Origin of the sequence: Flavobacterium aestuarii, assembly GCF_040049115.1 — a bacterium.
Lineage (GTDB): Bacteria > Bacteroidota > Bacteroidia > Flavobacteriales > Flavobacteriaceae > Flavobacterium > Flavobacterium aestuarii.
The window spans coordinates 1-20899 of sequence record NZ_JBDLZZ010000027.1 but is presented as its reverse complement, the minus strand read 5'-3'; the positions used below and the strand labels follow the sequence as shown (position 1 = coordinate 20899).

Annotated in this window: 12 protein-coding genes; 7 read left to right on the top strand and 5 right to left on the bottom strand. The window is 36.2% G+C overall.

All coding sequences use genetic code 11. The annotated features are described in order from the left end of the window. The first annotated feature begins 145 nt into the window (after positions 1 to 145). A complete protein-coding gene (locus ABEG11_RS18275) occupies positions 146 to 619 on the top strand; it encodes an Lrp/AsnC family transcriptional regulator (RefSeq protein ID WP_348825629.1) in 474 nt (157 codons plus the stop codon). Positions 620 to 699: 80 nt separating this feature from the next. Here the strand turns inward: ABEG11_RS18275 and trpS are convergent, their stop codons facing one another. Next, complete coding sequence (gene trpS / locus ABEG11_RS18270; protein ID WP_348825628.1) at positions 700 to 1674, bottom strand: tryptophan--tRNA ligase; 975 nt, start codon at positions 1672 to 1674, stop codon at positions 700 to 702. Between the two features lie 103 nt (positions 1675 to 1777). Between trpS and ABEG11_RS18265 the strand changes: the two genes are divergently transcribed. Further along, entirely contained in the window at positions 1778 to 2539 is a 762-nt protein-coding gene (locus tag ABEG11_RS18265; RefSeq protein WP_348825627.1) for a lysophospholipid acyltransferase family protein, read from the top strand. Between the two features lie 87 nt (positions 2540 to 2626). Here ABEG11_RS18265 and recA read toward each other — a convergent pair whose 3' ends face one another. The 4 genes from recA to ABEG11_RS18245 form a co-directional block, all read right to left on the bottom strand. After that, the gene (recA, locus tag ABEG11_RS18260) at positions 2627 to 3646 is read right to left on the bottom strand and encodes a recombinase RecA (RefSeq protein WP_348825626.1); all 1020 of its coding nucleotides are present in this window, start codon (positions 3644 to 3646) and stop codon (positions 2627 to 2629) included. A gap of 327 nt (positions 3647 to 3973) precedes the next feature. Then, on the bottom strand, positions 3974 to 4489 hold the full coding sequence (locus ABEG11_RS18255; protein ID WP_348825625.1) for an acyl-CoA thioesterase: 516 nt from the start codon (positions 4487 to 4489) through the stop codon (positions 3974 to 3976). 111 nt (positions 4490 to 4600) lie between these two features. Further along, the gene (locus ABEG11_RS18250) at positions 4601 to 4984 is read right to left on the bottom strand and encodes a DoxX family protein (RefSeq protein WP_348825624.1); all 384 of its coding nucleotides are present in this window, start codon (positions 4982 to 4984) and stop codon (positions 4601 to 4603) included. A gap of 5 nt (positions 4985 to 4989) precedes the next feature. Further along, a complete protein-coding gene (locus ABEG11_RS18245) occupies positions 4990 to 6126 on the bottom strand; it encodes a DNA polymerase III subunit (protein ID WP_348825623.1) in 1137 nt (378 codons plus the stop codon). A gap of 405 nt (positions 6127 to 6531) precedes the next feature. Between ABEG11_RS18245 and ABEG11_RS18240 the strand changes: the two genes are divergently transcribed. From ABEG11_RS18240 to ABEG11_RS18220, 5 genes are all read left to right on the top strand, one after another. Further along, entirely contained in the window at positions 6532 to 6981 is a 450-nt protein-coding gene (locus ABEG11_RS18240; protein ID WP_348825622.1) for a hypothetical protein, read from the top strand. Between the two features lie 98 nt (positions 6982 to 7079). Beyond that, the gene (locus tag ABEG11_RS18235) at positions 7080 to 8369 is read left to right on the top strand and encodes a beta-helix domain-containing protein (protein WP_348825621.1); all 1290 of its coding nucleotides are present in this window, start codon (positions 7080 to 7082) and stop codon (positions 8367 to 8369) included. Between the two features lie 202 nt (positions 8370 to 8571). Further along, positions 8572 to 10083, top strand: coding sequence for a T9SS type B sorting domain-containing protein (locus tag ABEG11_RS18230; RefSeq protein WP_348825620.1), 1512 nt, complete (start codon positions 8572 to 8574; stop codon positions 10081 to 10083). A gap of 1 nt (position 10084) precedes the next feature. Beyond that, a complete protein-coding gene (locus tag ABEG11_RS18225; RefSeq protein ID WP_348825619.1) occupies positions 10085 to 13363 on the top strand; it encodes a PorP/SprF family type IX secretion system membrane protein in 3279 nt (1092 codons plus the stop codon). Positions 13364 to 13904: 541 nt separating this feature from the next. After that, positions 13905 to 20899 (top strand): SprB repeat-containing protein (locus ABEG11_RS18220; RefSeq protein ID WP_348825618.1); only part of this gene is annotated, 6995 nt, incomplete at its 3' end.

Genomic DNA, 20899 nt, shown 5'->3' with positions numbered 1-20899 from the left:
AGATATTAATAGTGAAAAATGACATATTTATGCATCGATTATTTATAAATACACTTTTTAATATAATAAATATGTAATTTTGACATTTTTAAAAGCTGTTTTAGTTTTAGAATTGTCAATGTTATAATTTCTAATCAAAAGTTAAATGATGTCAAACTCCAAAAACAATGAAAATACTGATTATTTAGATCAGGAAATCATCAGAAAGCTGAGTGAGAACGGAAGAATTCCTTTTTCTGAACTGGCCAAGGAATTAAAAGTATCTAATTCTCTGGTGCATCTTCGTGTAAAAAAACTGCAGGATTCAGGACTTATTACTGGTTTCTCGGTAAAATTAAATGCTAAAACCTATGGTTTTGAAACGATCACGTATACTGGAATCACGACCAAAGAAGCGCGTTTTTCCTATTCAATTGCCGAACAATTGAAACTGATACCAGAAATTGTGGAATGTCATTGGGTTTCTGGCAAGTATGCTTTGTTTATTAAAATTGTTGCAGCCAATAATGAAGAACTTCGCAAAATCATTTACGAACAAATTCATATTATAGAAGGAGTAGGAGGGACAGATTCGTTTATTTCTTTCGGGTCTGCTTTCGAGAAAAATTTACCTATATAGTTATAAACACGAATTTCACTAATTGACACGAATCTGTTCGTGTCAATTAGTGAAATTCGTGTTGTTTTTTGTAACTCTATCTAAACCTCAAAACCTAAAACTTCTCGAACTCTGGCCAAAACGCCATCAGCAACTAGACCCGCTTTTGCGGCGCCTTTTTTCAATAGCGCATCTACTTCAGGAAGGTTATTGATATAGTAATTGTATTTTTCTCTTTCGGTTTTAAATTTTTCCAGAATCAACTCGAACAATGCTTGTTTGGCGTGGCCGTAACCATAGTTACCGCCAAGATAGCTGGCTCGCATTGCCTCAATTTGCTCTTCATCAGCGAGTAATTTATAAAGTGTAAAACAATTGCAGGTATCTGGATTTTTTGGTTCTTCAAGCGGTGTGCTGTCAGTCTCAATACTCATAATCTGTTTGCGCAGTGCTTTATCATCCAAGAAAATATTGATAAAGTTATTGGCCGATTTACTCATTTTTCCGCCATTGGTTCCTGGAATGAGCATGCTGTCTTCTTGAATTTTGGCTTCAGGAATAACAAAAGTCTCACCCATTTGATGATTGAACCGTGAAGCAACATCACGCGTAATTTCCAAATGCTGTAACTGGTCTTTTCCAACAGGAACAAATTCAGCATCATATAAAAGGATGTCGGCTGCCATAAGCATTGGATAAGTGAATAAACCAGCATTTACATCTTCGAGACGGTCTGATTTGTCTTTGAATGAATGTGCCAATGTCAGACGCTGAAATGGGAAAAAACAGCTCAGGTACCAAGACAGTTCTGCGGTTTGTGCCACATCGGACTGGCGGTAAAAAGTTACTTTTTCAATATCCAAACCACAAGCTAACCATGCGGCAGCAGTACTATAAGTGTTGGCTCTTAATGTTTCGCCATTTTTGATCTGTGTAATGGAGTGTAAATCGGCAATAAACAGAAAGGATTCGTTTTCTGGTTTATTGGATAATTCAATTGCAGGAATAATTGCGCCTAATAAGTTGCCCAAATGGGGTGTTCCTGTACTTTGAACGCCTGTAAGTATTTTTGCCATTTTTATTTTTTTAAATCTCTTATGATGTGATGAAGATTGTTATTTTTTTCGCAAAGTTAATTCTTTTGCTAAATTTTCCGCAAGTTTACCTATTTTTGGCTCTATGAAAAGTATAAAAAAAATATTGTGGACCGTTTGGAGGGTTTGGTTTTATGTGGTTATGCTAATCCCAATTCTGATTATGCTCCCCTTTCTGGTGGCTTCTATATTGACGGAAAGAGGTTACCCATATTTTTTTATGATGTCCCGTATCTGGGCCAAATGTGTACTTTTGGGTATGGGTTTTTATTACAGGGTTGAGAAAATTCAAAAATTGGACCGAAAAAAAAGCTACATGTTTGTGGCCAATCATACCTCTATGACCGACATTATGCTGATGCTGGCTGTAGTGAATAACCCTTTTGTTTTTGTGGGAAAAATGTCGCTGGCCAAAATTCCATTGTTTGGTTTTTTCTATAAAAGAACCAGTATTCTGGTGGATAGAAGCTGTTCTAAAAGCAGAATGGAAGTATTTAATGAAGCCCAAAAAAGAATTGATCGGGGCTTGAGTATCTGTATTTTTCCCGAAGGAGGCGTTCCTCAAGATGAATCTCTTATATTGGATGCCTTCAAAGATGGGGCTTTCCGTTTGGCGAGTGAGCATCATTTACCAATAGTGCCTCTGGTTTTTCCTGATAATAAAAAAAGATTGTCATATACTTTTTATAGCGGAAGCCCTGGATTAATGCGTGCCAAAATGCTTCCGCCAGTTGATACTATGTCTGTTAACGGCGAGCCTATTGATCGAAAAGAATTGCGCGAGCAGGTTCGGAATTTAATACTGCATGAACTGATTGAGTTTCAAAAATCAGATAGTAGAAAGTAAATTTTTTAAAATATTATTTCTTGATTGATCAAATTTTTGATAACTGGCTGATATAAAAAAAGACCGCTAATCGCGGTCTCTTTTGTTTTATTCCTGAGCTAATTCTTTAATCTGAGTTTTGATTTTTTCTTCAAGCTCATCTGCTAATTCTGGATTGTCTTTAATCAATGATTTAACAGCATCACGCCCTTGACCTAATTTAGTGTCGCCATAGCTGAACCAAGAACCCGATTTTTTTATGATTTCAAATTCTACAGCCAGATCTAAGATTTCGCCGGTTTTAGAAACTCCTTCACCGTACATGATATCAAATTCGGCCACCTTGAATGGCGGTGCCACTTTGTTTTTAACAATTTTTACTTTAGTTCGGTTACCCAATACGTTTTCACCATCTTTAATTTGAGTTGAACGACGGATGTCCAAACGTACCGATGCGTAGAATTTCAAAGCATTACCTCCGGTAGTCGTTTCAGGATTTCCAAACATGACCCCGATTTTCTCTCTCAGCTGGTTTATGAAAAACACAGTACAATTCGTTTTGCTTATGGTTCCTGTTAATTTTCTCAAAGCCTGAGACATCAATCGTGCGTGAAGCCCCATTTTAGAATCTCCCATTTCGCCTTCTATTTCGCTTTTTGGAGTCAACGCAGCTACCGAGTCAATTACTACAATATCAATTGCTCCCGAACGGATTAAGTTTTCGGCAATCTCAAGAGCCTGCTCCCCGTTATCTGGCTGGGAAATAATCAGGTTTTCGATATCAACGCCTAATTTTTCGGCATAATTTCTATCAAAAGCATGTTCAGCATCTATAAATGCGGCAATTCCGCCTGCTTTTTGAGCTTCGGCAATTGCATGCAAAGTCAAAGTTGTTTTACCAGATGATTCAGGTCCGAATATTTCAATAATTCTTCCTTTTGGATAACCGCCAACTCCCAAAGCCAAATCAACACCTAATGAACCAGATGAAATTGTCTCTACTTCCTCAATGGCTTTGTCGCCCATTTTCATTACAGTTCCTTTTCCGTAAGTCTTGTCTAATTTGTCAAGAGTAAGCTGTAATGCTTTTAATTTAGCTTCTTTATCCGAACTGGTTTTTTCTTTCATTTTCTTCTGTGTTTATATGATTTACCAATATGATTTAATTTAAAATACTGGTGTAGATTTTTTTAGTGCTCGTAAAAATACTTCTTTTTTTTGAAGCCACAATAAACGAGTTTTTAACAAAATGGATTTTAGTATTTATGCCTATTGCCTTCTAAATAAAAGGATCGATTTTCATTGCTTTTATCAGGCCTTTTACTTTTAGCATATTGGAGCTTTTCGAGCTGCCTCGACAGTTAATTTCTTTCTCCATGCTGAAAATTCATTTCAAATTTAGATATTGAAATTTTTATCGGAAGCACCAGAAATTAATTTAACATATAAGAGTCTTTATTCCTTAATAAATAACGCTTTAAGTTCGGTTGCGTCATGAGGATTCATTTTTCCAGCTAAAACCAGACTTAATTGTTTCCTTCTCAAGGCAGCGTCATATCGCATTTTTTCCAGTTCAGTTTCTGGCTGGATGGGAGGAACTTCTACAGGCCTTCCAGTGTCATCTACAGCTACAAAAGTGTAGATGGCTTCGTTCGCTTTAGTCCTGTTCCCAGATTGGCGATCCTCGACCCAGACATCCAGATAAATTTCCATAGAAGTTGTAAAAGCTCTGGATACTTTTGCTTCTATAATTACAACACTCCCAAGCGGAATAGATTTATTAAAAGCCACATGGTTTACGGAGGCTGTTACACCTATGCGACGCGAATGTCTTCCGGCGGCAATACTTGCAGCACGATCCATTCTGGCCAATAGTTCCCCTCCAAATAAATTATTCAAAGGATTGGTTTCGCTCGGTAAAACCAGATCGGTCAATACAGTTAAGGATTCTGATGGGTGTTTTGCCGTCATATTTTATATTAGATAATTAGTAAGCGATTTTGTTTGTATTATATTTTTTAGTTTAGTTATTTTTTGCAGTTGACATTGCTATTGTAATTGTTATTGAATTTTGAAATTGCTTTAGTTCAGCCAATACACAGCCATCACTGACGGGATAAAATAGAGAACAATAGTTCGTGCTCCATCATAATCTTTAGCCAGACGCTGTCCAAAAAGCAGCATGATAAGGGTAAGACTTGAAAATATTGCTCCATATAAGCCATATACCCTGCCGCTGTTTACTGCTAGTTCTATAGCTCCAACGGTACATAATACACCTGAGATTAATTCTAATATTAATACATTTACCAATGCCAAAGGCACTTGATTGCGCAAGGGAGTTTTTGCAAAATGTTCTTTCAGCCAATCTAAGTTATCTTTCCAGTGGAATAATTTATCTTGTGAGGATTGCAAAAAAGTAATTGCTAAAAAAACTAATAATAAGATTGAGGCAATATTATTCATGTGTTTTATTTTTTATGGATTAAACGTGTAAGTTTTATAGATAAATCGGTTAAAATGATTTTGGCATTCCCATTACGTTCTATATGATACATGGCATCTGATATTTCTTTGAATATGTCATTAATATTGTTGCCATTTACAAAAGGCGCAAAATTAGCCAGTTTAAATTTGTCAACTTTTGTTTCTATATATACGAGTTCTTTTGCTTCATAATTAAGTAACAGAGCCTGACGGAACATTTCGATGCAGAACTGCAGGAATTTTTTTTGCGTTTCTCTTCCTAATGTGGCAATCTGTTCGCTCCATTCGATCAAATCCTGTATTGCTGCGGCATTTCCTTTAGCTTTAAACGCGGCACGAACCCAAGTGACAAACCATTCTTCAAAAGGTGATGCTTCGTCATCTGTATTCAATAAGTGAAGTGCTTTGTTATAATTTCCCTGTGCCTGATGTGCAATTTTTTGAGCTGTCTTAGCATCTAACTGCTTGTTTTCTATAAGCGCATTAGCGATTAGCTGCTCGCTTAAACCATTAAAATGTGTTATCTGGCAGCGCGAACGAATAGTCTGTATGATATCTTCTTCATTTTCGGAAATCAGAAGAAATACTGTTTTTTCAGGTGGTTCTTCCAATAATTTGAGGAGTTTATTGGATGCCGAGATATTCATTTTATCGGCCATCCAGATGATCATTATTTTATAACCGCCCTCATAGGATTTTAAGGATAATGATTTTAGGATTTCCTGTGCGTCGTCTACGCGTATTTCTCCTTGTTTATTCTGCACTCCCAATGTAGCATACCAGTCAAATAAGCCTGCGTAAGGATTATCCAAAACAAACTGTCTCCACTCTGAAATAAAATCAATGCTCCTGGGCTTTTGTTTTACATCTTCGGTAGTTACGGTTGGATAAATAAAATGTAAATCAGGATGAGAAATTTTTTCAAATTTAAGGGTGCATGATTCATTTAAGCCTTGCTGTGAGTTACACAAAACATACTGTGCATAAGCAATGGCCATCGGCAAAGTGCCACTGCCTTCTGGCCCTATAAATAATTGGGCATGAGGAATTCTGCCAAGATCAACACTTTTTGTTAAGTGATCTTTAATGTAGTCTTGTCCTAAAATTTTAGAAAATTGCATGAGGCAAAGATAGAAGAAAATGGTAGTTCCAAAAATTTTATGTATTAAACTTGCGATACATGACTTTACAATTTTTTCTGTTTATAGTTTGATTTGTACTCTTTTCCAGCAGTTTTTTTCAACCGTTTTATGTTAATAACTTTTGTGTAACTTATGTCTGAATAATATTTTTAATAATATTTTTAATTTTTTTAACAGGAAAAACATTCTTTATTAGTTAATTTTTATATTAATTTTTATTTTTTTTAACATGGGAAATGCATAGGTAAGATGTTGATTTTGTGGGGTTAATATCTTTTAAAATAATGTTATTGAATTTAATTTGCCTGCAATTTGTTTTTAGGGGCTTGCAAATTCCATGTTAATTGTATAGTTTTGTTTCAGTTAATTAATAAACCCCAAGTTATGAAAGGTAAAATTATTTGTTTCAGTATTTTCATGTTAGCATTAAGTTCTTCAAAATGTATAGCACAAGCAAAGCCAAATATGCCTCAAAGTATTATTAGTACAAACGCATCAATCCGTACTTATAACGATGATAAAACATTGAAGGCTTTATCCAAAGGAGAATTGGTAGAATTGTACATTGAGCGCATGAAGGTTATTGTAAGAATAATGCCAAAAATAGGTATGGCAACCAAGCCTGGTGTGACTATGTCTGATCTTGGTATTCCAGATACTTCAGATAATAAAAAAGCTTTAGATTTAGAAAAAGAAGCAACACAGACCTATTTAGATATTTCGGTTGATTATTTAAGAAAAATGCTTCCATTTTGTGATAAAGGACAGCTTATCAATGCTATTTTGTTCTATGAACAGACTTTGAAAGCGCTAAAAGAGCTTGAAGCTCAATAAAAATTTTTAGAAAAACTATTTTCTAAGTCGAACTTAAACTCTATAAATGAGTAAATAAATCTCTCCTACAGAGATAAACATTAATACCCCCCAAATCTATGAAAACTAAATTTCTGTTAATATGGGTTTTTCTTGGAATTGTTAGTAACGTAAGTGCTCAACAAGAAAGAGGAATTTTTGGACCAAGCAATTGGTTGAACAACTGGACTGAATTCAAACCAGGAAAAGCGGATTATGGTGAGGCAACTCAAATCCTTGCTGGAAATATAACAGTAGACACAAGATTAACGAAGAAAGATGTATACATTATTCAAGGAAATGTATATGTTACTAATAATGCTGTGCTTACGATAGATCCTGGAACTATAATCATTGGAGATTCAGATTCTAGAGGTACTTTGATTGTGACTAAAGGCGCAAAGATAGTTGCTGAAGGTTCAGAAACAGATCCTATCGTTTTTACATCCAATAAAACAACTAAAAAGGCTGGCGATTGGGGCGGTATCATAATTCTTGGTGATGCTCCGATTAATAAGTTTGGTCTTTATACGTCTATTAATTATGATGATTTAGATCCTGCATTGACAACTTATGGAGGCAGCAATGCTGAAAGTTCGTCTGGGGTATTAAAATTTATAAGAGTAGAATATGCTGGAAAAAAAGCTAGAGGAGCTGATAATTTTGATGCAATTTTGCTTGGAGGAATTGGAAATAAGACGATCTTAGAAAATATCATGGTAAGCTACGCTGCTGGTGAAGCGTTTGAAGTTCTTGGCGGTGAACCAGTAATGACTAAAATGGTTTCTTACAAATGTAATGGAATTGATTTTAAATTTTCATTAGGAACACAGGCAAAAATTGATAATTCATTAGCAATCAGATCATCTTATATTAGTAATAGCAGTGGTTCTCGTTGTTTAGATATTTCATCTTACATTAAAAAAGAAGATGTTGATTTTACAAAAAAACAAACATCTGTGACTGCAACTAATCTTACTTTAGCAAATGATAGTGAAGACATTGATGCTGATATAAAAGCAGGATTGGTGAAAGAGGCAGTTTTTGTTGCCGAAAATACAACATTGGTTTTAAGAAAAAGTGTAATTTCTGGTTTTAATCCTGCAGTTGTTTTAGATTCTAAAATTGACATTAACAGCAAAAATCTTCAGAAGATTAGAATTGAAGAAATGTATCTGAATTTATGTAAAGGGAATATATTTTCAGCAGGTACTTTGAATAACGAGGATTTAGAAAATTATTACGGAAATAGTATGTTCTTTAATTTGTATTCCAAAACTACAAATGTGGAGACATTTAATGATTTTGCTAATCCTAGAAGACCTGACTTTAGATTAGCTCTTACTAAGATTACTGCTTCTACAAAGTAAAAGTACGTAACTGGATTAAATATAAAAATGAAAGTTAAGCCTTATTTATGGTTTGGCTTTCATTTTTATTACTTTAAAGAAGTTGTTTCAATTGTTTTGTAAATCCAATTAATAGAACGAATATGTCCAGCTGCTTTGTTGGTTCATGAACTAGTGTTGTGAATTGATATTTCTCCCCATGAAATGCAATAATTATTAACCTATGAATAGAAAAACTACTTTTTTATTTTCCTTTTGTACATTTTTATTTTTTCTAATGTTGTTGGTAGTTCCAGCAACAGGATTATTTGCACAAACAATTACACCTCAAAAATTACCTTTTGATAAAATTTGTGCGGGAGGTCCTCATCCAACAATCCCAGATGAGGTATTTAATGAATATCAGGCTCAATTTAAGATTTCTGGTTTTGATCCTACTGTAACTTTTTCAGTTGAGTTATCTGATCCATCGGGTTCTTTTGCAAATCCAATAGCTACAATTCCCTTGGCCCCATTAAATGGAACTCCTCCTGATACTTCGACAGATAAGACTTTAACTTTTGCTATTCCTAGTGATTTAACTGGATCTGACAAATATCAATTAAGAGTTAAAAGCAGTTCAGGCATTGTTAGTCAAAGTTTTACAATATTTAATACAGCTAGTACTAAATCATTTTCTGCTTACTATAAGGCCTATAATGGCTCTTTTTTCCTGAATGATAAAAAAACTTCTGTTAGTTTTTGCAGCGGAGGCAGTGTGACACTTTCTGTTTATAATCCTGATCCCAGTGTACCTGGTTCGTCTCCAGCTAATTATCCTCAATTAAAATACTATTGGTATAAAGACGATGTTTTAATTTCTGGCCAATCTTCAAGTTCAATAGTAGTCAATACTCCAGGATTTTATTTTGCTAAATTAAATTATGGGTCTTGCACGGATGATAATTTCAGATCACAAGGTATTACTGTTATTAGTTCTGCAGGAGGTGGTGGCGGAGCATCTATTGCATCCAGTTTAGGAAATCCTTTTTGTTCTGGTTCCGAGATGACAACACTAAGTGCACCAGCCGGTAACACTTATATTTGGAGAAAAGATGGACAAATAATTTCTGGAGCAACTAATCAGACTTATCAGACCAATGTGGCAGGAATATACAGCTGTGATATTGATTTTGGCGGATGCAATGATACGGCTGTAATCGATTTGAAAACGATGGGATCTGTTAATGCTAATGGAGACATTGTTACCGAAGGAGAGACACTTACAGTTGCTCAAGGTGAAACTTTAAATGTTACCACGACAACATCAATTTCGAACCCTGCTTATCAATGGTTTCTAAACAACAATCCCATTGCAGGTGCTACGCAGAGTTCGTTGGATATAATTGTTGCAGGCAATTATAAAGTGAATATTTCTGGCTGTGTTATGTCTTTCAAAGTTTCATATAGCTCTGTTATTGATTATAATGTTGCCAAAATTCCTAATGTGGTCTCACCAAATAATGATGGCAATAACGATACGTGGATTATTCCAGATGATTTTAACAACACAAATACACACGTCACTATATTGAGTTCTTTGGGAGAGATTGTTTTTGAAACGGATAATTATGATAATTATAATGGCTGGCCACAGTCCAATATTGAGTTCAAAAATTTCAACCCTGTTTTTTATTATATAATTACTCCAAATGGCGGTTCTGCCAAAAAGGGTTCGATAACTCTTCTGAAATAATATGAAAAAAATTTTACTAAGCGTTTTCTTTTTTTGCTGTTCCATACATGTTTTCTATGCTCAACAAGAAGACGGTGTCGTATCTTATGCTATTCCGCCAGGAAACTCTTTAAAATTTAATTCTTTTGTTATTAACCCTGCTTTCAGTTTTGTAAGACAGCAAAGTGCTTATATTACTCTGTTTAACAAAACGCAATGGACTGGTTTTGAAGATGCACCAAAAACTTATTTATTAAATTATTCTGGGCGTTTTAGAGAAAATGAAGGTGTTGCATTAGGAGTTTTTCAGCAGACTCAAGGAGTGCTTAGTACTACAGGTTTAGTAGCTAATTTTGCTCATAATATTCTTTTGCAGGAAGATAGTAATTTAACTTTCGGTATTAATGTAAGCGCTTATAAAAGTGGCTTAAATTCTGGTAAAGTAGTTGTAAATACCCCAGACCCTTCTTTAGACAATATCCCATCAAATACTTTATTAGCCGTTACTCCAGGAATTAATTACGGAAATGCCTTTCTAGATTTTGGAGTTGCATTTAATAATCTGGTTACTTATAATTTTGGTTCAGGAATAATGAAAGACGATCCAAATAAGGGTATTGCAGGACACGTCATGTATACAGGTTTTATTGATTCTTATGGTTTTTTTGATAAAAGTAAATTTTCAGGTTTAATTAAAACTGAAGTGGCCAAAGAAAAAACAATTTTTTCAGGATCAGCTATGTTTACCATTCCACAAGGGGTTTGGGCTCAGGCAGGCTATAATTCTGTTTTAGGTGCTACAGCTGGTTTTGGGCTTAATTTAACACCAAAAATTGCTCTAGAATATTCGTATGGGATGGGTCTAGGAGATATATCAGAGCTAGGTGCTTCTCATATAATTGTATTGGCTTATAAAATAAAGAGCCGAAATTTTGATTATGGAGACGATGAAGAAGAAGGTGCTTTAATAGAACCTGCACCAATACAAAAAAAGGTTGCTGCTCCAGCTCCAAAAGCTGTTACAAAGACTGCTGCTGAGGCCAAAGCTGCTCAACAAGCTAAAATTGCGGCCGCAAATAAGGCTAAGCTGGATGCCGCTATCAAAGCGAAGGCAGATGCTGCTGCTCTTGCAAAAGCTAAGTCTGAAGCTGCTATTCTAAATAAAAAGAAATTAGATGCAGATGCTAAAGCTAAAGCTGATGCAGCTGCTGCGTTAGCTGTGAAACAGCCTGCACCAGTTTCTAAAGAAAAATTAGCTGCCGATAAAGTAAAAGCTGATGCAGATGCCGCAGCCAAGCTCCTGGCTGACAATAAAGCTAAAGCGGCGGCAAAATTAGCTGCCGAAAATAAAGCCAAAGCTGATGCCGAAGCCGCCAAACTTGCTGCAGAAGCGAAAGCTAAAGCCGACGCTGCTGCTATTAAGCTGGCTGCTGATAATAAAGCCAAAGCCGATGCCGAAGCCACCAAACTTGCTGCAGAAGCGAAAGCTAAAGCTGATGCCGAAGCTGCTGCTATTAAGCTGGCTGCTGATAATAAAGCCAAAGCCGATGCCGAAGCCACCAAACTTGCTGCAGAAGCGAAAGCTAAAGCTGATGCCGAAGCTGCTGCTATTAAGCTGGCTGCTGATAATAAAGCGAAAGCCGATGCCGAAGCCGCCAAACTTGCTGCAGAAGCCAAAGCTAAAGCCGATGCCGAAGCTGCCGCTATTAAGCTGGCTGCTGATAATAAAGCCAAAGCTGATGCCGAAGCCGCCAAACTTGCTGCAGAAGCTAAAGCTAAAGCCGATGCTGAAGCTGCTGCTATTAAGCTGGCTGCTGATAATAAAGCCAAAGCTGATGCCGAAGCCGCCAAACTTGCTGCAGAAGCCAAAGCTAAAGCCGATGCTGAAGCTGCCGCTATTAAGCTGGCTGCAGAGAATAAAGCCAAAGCTGATGCCGAAGCTAAAGCTAAAGCCGATGCTGAAGCTGCCGCTATTAAGCTGGCTGCAGATAATAAAGCCAAAGCTGATGCCGAAGCTGCCAGACTTGCTGCAGAAGCAAAAGCTAAAGCCGATGCTGAAGCTGCTGCTATTAAGCTGGCTGCTGATAATAAAGCCAAAGCTGATGCGGAAGCTGCCAAACTTGCTGTAGAAGCGAAAGCTAAAGCCGACGCCGAAGCTGCCGCTATCAAGTTAGCCGCAGAGAATAAAGCCAAAGCTGATGCCGAAACTGCCAGACTTGCTGCAGAAGCAAAAGCTAAAGCCGATGCTGAAGCTGCTGCTATTAAGCTGGCTGCAGAGAATAAAGCCAAAGCTGATGCCGAAGCCGCCAGACTTGCCGCAGAAGCGAAAGCGAAAGCCGATGCACAAGCAGAGCAAGATAAAATAGAGGCTGCTGCTGCCGCAAAATTAGCTATTGAAGCTCTTGCAAAAGCCAAAGCAGATGCTACTCCTAAAGATGAGTATGGTAAATCAATGGATAACTTGACAAATATTCTGGAAGATTCAAAAAGAAGACAAGAGCAATTGCTAAGTCGTTTGGATGCATCTGTGGCCAATAAAGAAAAAGCGCTGAAAGAAATGCGTGAAGAAAATGATTTAAGTGATAAAGGAATAGTAAAAAATACAACGGTAGAGTTTAAGAGCACAGCGGGTGAGAACGCAGAGCTGGAGTCTATCAGAGCACAAATTGCCGAAATAAATAAAAATCAGGCCAATAATTTGGCTGAGTTTAACAGGCTTTACAACGAGAGGCTGAAAAAAACTCCTAAAAACGATCTTATCAATCAGAATTATTTAAAAACAATAGAAAACTTAAAAGCTGAGCAAATAAAAGCCGAACAATCTAATGCTGTTTTAATTACTACTTTAGAAAAAATCAAAGTAGAAACTGAGATAGAGAAAAAACGTAGAATCAAACGCGCTGTTTCTACAAATGATCAAGATCGTTTGGCTCAGGATATGGCTACTTTAAAACAAATTAAAGCAACTACCAAAGTAAGCAGTGTTCCATTGAAAGCATCAGATTTTGATTTTGGTGATAATCAGGCAAACATGCAGATTATTAAGAACAACAAAAATCTTGAAAGTGGTTACTATATGATTTTGGCAGTACATGCCGATGTAGCAAAAAGAGATGCGTTCGTTACAAAAACTGTAGCGGCAGGGCAATCAAACGTGAATTTCTTTTACGATGTAAACACAAGTAAGTATTTTATTTATACAGATAAATTCGACAATATACAAGAAGCAACAGAGGCATTGTCAGACAAAGGAAATAAACCTTATAATGGCAGAATGGTAATTGTTAAAATTGAAAAATAATTCAGACAGCTTTTATTTTGTATAAAATAGTTTTCTTTTTTATTTGATATTGTTGTAAAATGTTTAATTTTAATTTTTTTAAGACAGTATTTGTAATATAAATCACAAAAAAACGTCTTTTAAAGCAGTGTAAAAAATCGAAAAAATTGTTCAAATAGTGATTTTATGGTTGAATTTTATAGCTAAATCATCTTTTATCATAAAAATTGAGTTAAAAAACAGCGTTTAAAGCAAAATTATCTCGGTGTTATTTTTTATTCTACGCCCCTGTTGATTAAAGAATGGTATCTATATTTAAATATATATGAATATGAAAAAACCTACTTTTTCTATATTTTCCAATTGCTTCATGTCTTTAACAGAGACTATTTTTTCTAATGGTGAAAAAATAAAAAATTTGAGAAGCGTTATATTTCAAAATTGCAGTTACATTGCAATTTTTTTTAGAATCCAATTTTTTATTGGTTTAATATTTCACATCTCTTTTTCAATTTCGAATGCTGTAAAGTCAGCATTAAACACGTCAATTTTTAAGAAGCAAATGGTCTTAAAAACTGCGATGGTGTTTGCTTTATTTTTTCTAAGCACGATTTCATATTCACAAGTTCTTAAGAATTTTGGTATAAATTACCAGAATAATTTGAAAGGTGATATTCTTGTAATAGGAAATAATTCTTTAAATAGAGATTTAGGAACAAATGGAAATAGAGCCAATGATCCATATAACACTGTAGGAAGTTCTTCGAGTTACAATGAGAATTTAAACATGAAATGGATTAATATTGATCCAGATGGAACAAATAATTTCAATTCGAGTAGTGCCACCTTAACAATACCAACTGCGAGTAAAGCTTGTTACAACATTGTATATGCTGCCTTATATTGGTCGGGTACTTATTCAATAGCTGCAGATAGAGGGTCCGCTTCTGGTGCAGATCGTACAAAAATTAACAAAGTTAGGTTTAAGGTCGGTAGTAATCCTTATGTTAATCTTGTTGGTAATGTTATTTATGATTATATAGGTGTTACAGGTACTGCATCTGGAGCACTTGCACCTGCAACTGCTCAAGCAGCAAGAAATCCTTATGCCTGTATGCTTGATATAACCAGTTATATTAAGTCTGGTGGTGAAACTTCATACACAGTAGCTAATGTTGCCAGTTCAGAAGGAGGTAGTGGTACATCTGCTGGTCATTCAGCTGGCTGGTCGATTTTTGTTGTATATGAAGATCCCTATTTGCCAAGTAAATATATAGCTAGTTTTGATGGTTTTTCAAGAATTAAGGGAGGAGATCCTGCATTTGTAATTCCAATTTCTGGTTTTAAAACAAATCCAGTGGGACAGGTAAAAGTAAAATTGGCGTTTTCTGCTTTAGAAGGTGATAACAGAGATACAGGAGATAATTTTAGAGTTAAAGGAACTACGGCAGCTCTTACTCCAGCATCAGTATGGGGAGATGCTTTTTGTGCTATAAGACCACAGCAGACAGCTACTATTAAACCTAATTTTTTTAATAGTTCTATTACAGATGGCGACGTTTATTTTCTTGATAGAACTCCAAATAGTAAAAACACTTTGGGCTATGATGCAGGAGTTTTACAATTGGCCAACGCTAGTAACACAGTTATTAGAAATAATGAAACATCCCTAAATTTTGAGCTTAGTACTAGTAGTGACTGGTATTATATGTTCTTTAATGCTCTAGCAGTTGATATAATTGAACCAAAAATTGTATTGACTAAAGAAGTTTTTGATAATTCGTCTCCTACACGTATTAATATGGGTGATAAAGACGTTACCCTCGGACAGCAATTAAATTATGTAATAGGTTTTCAGAATAAAGGGAATGACCCTGCAGAAAATTTTACAATCAAAGATGTTCTGCCAATTAATATCAATTTTAATTATCCTGCTGACATTACTTCTTTGCCACCAGATCTTGTCGTTGGAGGTGTTACTTATAAAGTTACTCATACTTATGATCCAGCAACACGCACTATTATTTTTACTATTCCAAAACAGTATGTTGAAGTAAATGATCCCCGCTACACAATAGAATTAAAAGTTAAAGTGGTTGATTCTTGTAATCAGCTGAGTGATATGTGTTCTAATATAATCAAGAATTCCGCTTATGCTACTTATACAGGAAAGGATAATAAAGCTCAAATTACAGATGATCCTAGTTTGTCTTCGTTTACAACCTGTAATATAGGTTTGCCACAAGCAACTAATTTCTTGGTCGGGGTTGATAAATGTGCATTTACTAAGAGTGAAGTATTGTGTGGTAATAGTGTTAATATTTCAGCTTCCAATGGATACACTGCTTATAAATGGTCTACTGCTCCATTTGATAAATTTGGTGTAACGACCGGGACAATACTTGGCTCTAATCAAACTCTCACAGTAACAAGTCCTGGCAAATATTATGTATACAATACCGCCGCAGCTCCATGTTTATCTATAACAGAAGAGGTAACGGTATCGCGTGCCGGAACAGTTACAACAAACCCATTAATTGCAATTGCAGACAAAGTTGTTACTTGTGTTAGTGGAGGAGCGGGAAAACAGCTGCCTTATTTCTTTTTGTGTGGGGCAAATGCAACCAGAGTGCTGAATGTTGCTATCTCTGATGGTGCTACTATCGTTTGGGAACGATTGAGTAAGACCAATCCAAATTGTACAGCAGTTACTGACCCGAATTGTGCTAATGAAGCCAATAATTGTAATTGGGATAAAATGGGCGAAGGCTCCAGTTATACTCTTAGTGGTGATAGCTCTGGAGAGTATAGGCTAACTTTGAACTATCCAGGAAACTGTTTCAACCGTTTTTACTTTAATGTATATCAAAACACATTGAATGCAACTGAAACGCATTCGGATATAATCTGTAATACAAAAGGGAACATTACGATAGGTGGTATTCCAATTACTGATTATGAATATAGTATCAGCAGTGCAAATGGTACTACCCCATCTGTACCATATCAGAACAGTAATAGTTTTACGATAAATACAGCCGGATTGTATACGGTTTTTATCAAGCAGAAAGGCGTAACTACTAATCCCTGCGTTTTTGATATAAAAGATATTCCAATCAGACAAAGAAATTTTACTGTGGATGAGTTTAAGACTAATCCAGTATGTTATGGTGATAAAGGAAGTATTAAAGTGGCGGCAAATGATGTACGCGGGCCTTATACCTATGAGATTTTTAAAGATGGAATTTCAATAAATAAAGTTACTACAGGTAATGCAGATTATACTTTTACCGGTTTAGATGCTGGTGCATATAAATATGTAGTTACTACGGCTGACGGCTGTACATATACTCAGTATTATATTGCCATTGCTGATGCTGCTGGAGAAATTAAAGCCACTCCGTCTATAAAAGTTCCTTTGACGGCCTGTACCAAAGGAATCATTAAAATTGCAACAACCCAGGACAGAAATTGGGGAAATACTTTTTATTATTTTGTAAATGGTTCTTCCACTTTTCAGACTTCAAATGAAATAGAAGTAACTGCTTCTGGTCTTTACACTATTAGAGTAGTTGGACTGAATAATTGTGAGGTAACTGTAACACAGCAAGTTGATTTATTGCCAAAACCAACTTTTACCGTAACAAATACGAATACGAACTGTTATGATGAGAAAGCCAAAATCAATATTGCTCTAAATGGCAGCAGTGCAGGTTACAAAGTAGAATATAGTATAGACAATGGAGCGACTTATGTTGAAGGAAATGCTACTGGTATTGAATTTTCAAATTTGTATGCTGGACAATACAAAGTTTTGGTACGTTTCAGTGTTACTTATCCAATTACAAATTCGCCGGGTACTGAAACGGTTATCTGTCCTCTGGATCCAGTTAGGACAATTACGATTAACGGTCCCACTTCGGGTGTTACTGCTTCGGCAGGTGTTGGTGAATTGGCAGGCTGTGGGCCATTGCAAAATGGGCAGCCTACCGGGCTTTTGCGTATAACAAACGTTGAGGGAGGAACAAGTCCGTATCAATATAGTTTTGATGGAGGTAATATCTTTGGAAATGACAGTCAAAAATATGTTATCGCTGGAACCTATAATTTGGCGGTTAAAGATGCTCTTGGCTGTATATTTAAAATACCATATACCGTTACTCTTGACCCAAAACCAGCCGATCCAGATATTGATGACGATATTGATACCGTTTACAATTGTGATGGCAGCGCTACTGCTACTGTAATAGTAAATAACCCTACAACATCAGGTGGAACGACTTATACCTATGAGTATTACTTGAAAACAGGTACAAATCCGCCAGTAGCCAATACTCCAATTACAAATAATGTTTTCACAAATGTACCTTCTGGCGACCATACTGTTATTGTAAAATACAATGTTCAGACAGTATCTAGTTACAGTAATCTATTACAGGAAGATTTTGGCAGAGGAGGAGATACAAGTTCTCCAGGAATTAATGCAGCCTATTGTAGAGAAAATCAGGATGGAAATACACTAGCTTTTGCTGAATGCAGTCTTTCAGATTGGCATCCTTGGCTGATGAATGATGGTGATTATGTAGTTACTAAAGCTTTATTGCCAGATCATGCTAACGATTTTAATTGGTTTTTGCCAAAAGACCATACTGCGGTATTAAATAATACTCCAGCTATTACAGATGGAAGATTTTTGGCTGTTAATATTGGTAAGACTATACCGATTGGAGCTGTTTTATATCAAAAAACGATTAATGATATTATACCAAATCAGGAAATTAATGTGTCTTTATTCATGCTTAATTTGTTGAAAACCACTAATAATCTGCCTTCACCGCAGTTAACTGTTCAGTTAGTAAAAGGAAGTACTATAATTGCTTCTCAAGTGATGCCGAGTATTCCAAGAGATGAAAGCTGGCATTCAAGTACAGATTTGGCAGGGGGAAATATTTTTAAATTAAATCCAGGAAACAATACTTCTTTAGAATTTCAAATTATATCTAACAGTCAGGTTGTAAGTGGAAATGATTTGGCAGTTGATGATATCCATGCCTATCAAGTTCCAAGATCTTGCGGTAACGAAAGATCGTTTCCTATTAAAGTTGATGGAAGCAAAGCATTTAAAGCCTCAATACCAACATTCACGAATGCAGCATGTTTTGGCGATACCAATGGAACAATCACTATTGCCGCTGAAAACTTTGGTGCGTCAGGATATCAGTATTCACTTGATGGGGTTAATTTTCAAACAACAACATTATCTTCTTTAGTGTTAACAGGATTTGGTGCTGGTACACACACTATTATTGTACGCAGTGACGCTACGGGTGCTTGTCAGTATACATTAAAACAGGAGATTAAGGCGCCAACAGCTGTAACAGTATTGGCTTCTATTACAAAACCAGCAACTTGTACAACTGGTGCGACTATAACTGCTGTAGGCGGGGGAGGATCATTATCGGGTTATTGGTATGAATTAAGAAATACTACCGGTGGAGCAATAGTTCGTCCATTTCAAAATAATGATACATTTGCAAATGTTCCAGCTGGAAACTATACGGTTTTTGCGAGAGATGCTAACTCTTGTGTAAGTCCTATTGGAGCTCCAGTAAATGTTGTGTCTCCATCTGGTTTTACTGCAAGTATAGATGCAACATCATCTGATTTGTGTTATGACACGGCCAATCAAGCCAAATTAGTAGTTACAGTTTCAGGAGGATTAAGTCCATTCAGCTATAGCTTAAATGGAGGTGCCTCACAAACTGGCAATACTTTTAACACAGTAGGAGTGGGAACTCATACTATTGTTGTAACCGACAGCAATAATTGTACTTTTACTATTAACAACATTAAAATAGAGCCACAGTTAACATTGAATCTTTCTCTGATTCAGGATTTAACCTGTTTGGTTAATGCTTCTATTGGAAATCCTGTAATAACCGGAGGCTATGGTACTCCTTATACTTATACAGTTTCACGTAATGGAGCCACTCCTGCAGCTGTAGCTTCTTTCCCTTATACAACCGCACTTGCAGGATCTTATGTGTTTACAGTTAAAGATAGTAAAAGCTGTCCTGCAGTGAGTACTCCTATTGTGGTTACTGCAAAGACTGCTCCAACATTAACAGCAGTTAAAACAGATATTACCTGTAATAATAAAAATGACGGTACTATTACAGTAACTGCTGCTAACGGTTTTACAACGGCTTATACCTATGCAATTAAATTAAGCACAGCAGCTGCTTATACTACTCAAACTACCAATCAATTTACAGGTTTAGCTGCTGGTCTTTATAATATTAAGGTTATTGACAGCAAAGGCTGCGAATCAGCAGTGACTGATGTAACAATTGTAAATCCATCTCTTGTTGGAGGGACAATCAGCGCTACCGAATTAGGCTGTAGCGGTACCGCTACGGTTCCTGCTGTAGTTACCGTAAATGGTTCTGGTGGTGTAAGTCCTTATGAATACAGTTTTAACGGAACTTCCAGCTTTGGAACTGGCAATACTTATTCTACAAGTACTAATCAAACTGTAACAGCTTATATTAAGGATAAAAATGGCTGTCAATTTGGACCTTTATCGGTAACGATTGCTCCTAAGGTGTTTATTACAGGTATTGATGTAATGTTTGATACAGGTCTGGAATGTCCAGCTTATGAAGCGCATGTTAAATTTCAGGCTGTAGGAGGATTGTCGCCTATCCGTTATCAGATTATTTCTGGACCAGCAGGTTATAGCTCGGCTATAGTTTCTGACGGAGAATTTAAAAATCTTAAACCAGGAGACTATGTTTTTAGAGCTACTGATAAAAATGGATGTAGTTTTGACTTAGATTATAATGTAAAAAGTGTACCAGATATTGTTGCGGGTGGCAGCGTGCTTACTCCAATTAAATGTTTTGGCGACAAAGGAACAATTCAGTTTACCGTAAATGGAGTAAAAGACAGAGGATATGATTATGTGATCAAAAATGCATCCAATGTAATTATTCAAAGCGCAAGTAATGTAAGCGAAACGATTACTACTATTAATGTAACTGCTCCACAGCCAGCAGGAGTTTATACTATTACAGTAACGGACAGAAAAACTACTTGTTCTGTAAGTTATACAGTAAATCTGACACAGCCGGCTGCTGCATTAAGTATTACAAGCGCTGCAGGTACAAATGTGAACTGCAACAATGACAATTCCAGTATTACTGTAAACGCTACGGGTGGAACTACGAATTATTCTTATGCTTTTGCAAAAAGCCCATCAACTGTACCAACATCAGCTTATGTTACAGGTTCAGTTTTAATTGTAGACACTAACTCAGGTGCTGATTTAATCTGGGATGTGTATGTTAAAGACGCTAATGATTGTATTGCGAAAAGAACAGTTACAGTAAGTAGTGATCCTATACCATCTGTAACAGCGGTTGTGAGTAACCAGTGTACAGCGTCAGGCAGCAGTTTCACTATTACTGCTACAGGAACGGGAGGAACAGGAACACTGACTTATGGAATCAACGGAGCTTCCGGTGCTTTCCAGGCAGGCAATACATTCAATGTTCC

What these genes read in the sequence shown, in the direction of transcription:
- ABEG11_RS18255 (WP_348825625.1), bottom strand. Translation starts at nt 4,489, where the DNA reads ATGACGGCAAAACACCCATCAGAATCCTTAACTGTATTGACCGATCTG.
- ABEG11_RS18235 (WP_348825621.1), top strand. Translation starts at nt 7,080, where the DNA reads ATGAAAACTAAATTTCTGTTAATATGGGTTTTTCTTGGAATTGTTAGT.
- ABEG11_RS18275 (WP_348825629.1), top strand. Translation starts at nt 146, where the DNA reads ATGATGTCAAACTCCAAAAACAATGAAAATACTGATTATTTAGATCAG.
- trpS (WP_348825628.1), bottom strand. Translation starts at nt 1,674, where the DNA reads ATGGCAAAAATACTTACAGGCGTTCAAAGTACAGGAACACCCCATTTG.
- ABEG11_RS18245 (WP_348825623.1), bottom strand. Translation starts at nt 6,126, where the DNA reads ATGCAATTTTCTAAAATTTTAGGACAAGACTACATTAAAGATCACTTA.
- ABEG11_RS18225 (WP_348825619.1), top strand. Translation starts at nt 10,085, where the DNA reads ATGAAAAAAATTTTACTAAGCGTTTTCTTTTTTTGCTGTTCCATACAT.
- ABEG11_RS18240 (WP_348825622.1), top strand. Translation starts at nt 6,532, where the DNA reads ATGAAAGGTAAAATTATTTGTTTCAGTATTTTCATGTTAGCATTAAGT.
- ABEG11_RS18250 (WP_348825624.1), bottom strand. Translation starts at nt 4,984, where the DNA reads ATGAATAATATTGCCTCAATCTTATTATTAGTTTTTTTAGCAATTACT.
- recA (WP_348825626.1), bottom strand. Translation starts at nt 3,646, where the DNA reads ATGAAAGAAAAAACCAGTTCGGATAAAGAAGCTAAATTAAAAGCATTA.
- ABEG11_RS18230 (WP_348825620.1), top strand. Translation starts at nt 8,572, where the DNA reads ATGAATAGAAAAACTACTTTTTTATTTTCCTTTTGTACATTTTTATTT.
- ABEG11_RS18265 (WP_348825627.1), top strand. Translation starts at nt 1,778, where the DNA reads ATGAAAAGTATAAAAAAAATATTGTGGACCGTTTGGAGGGTTTGGTTT.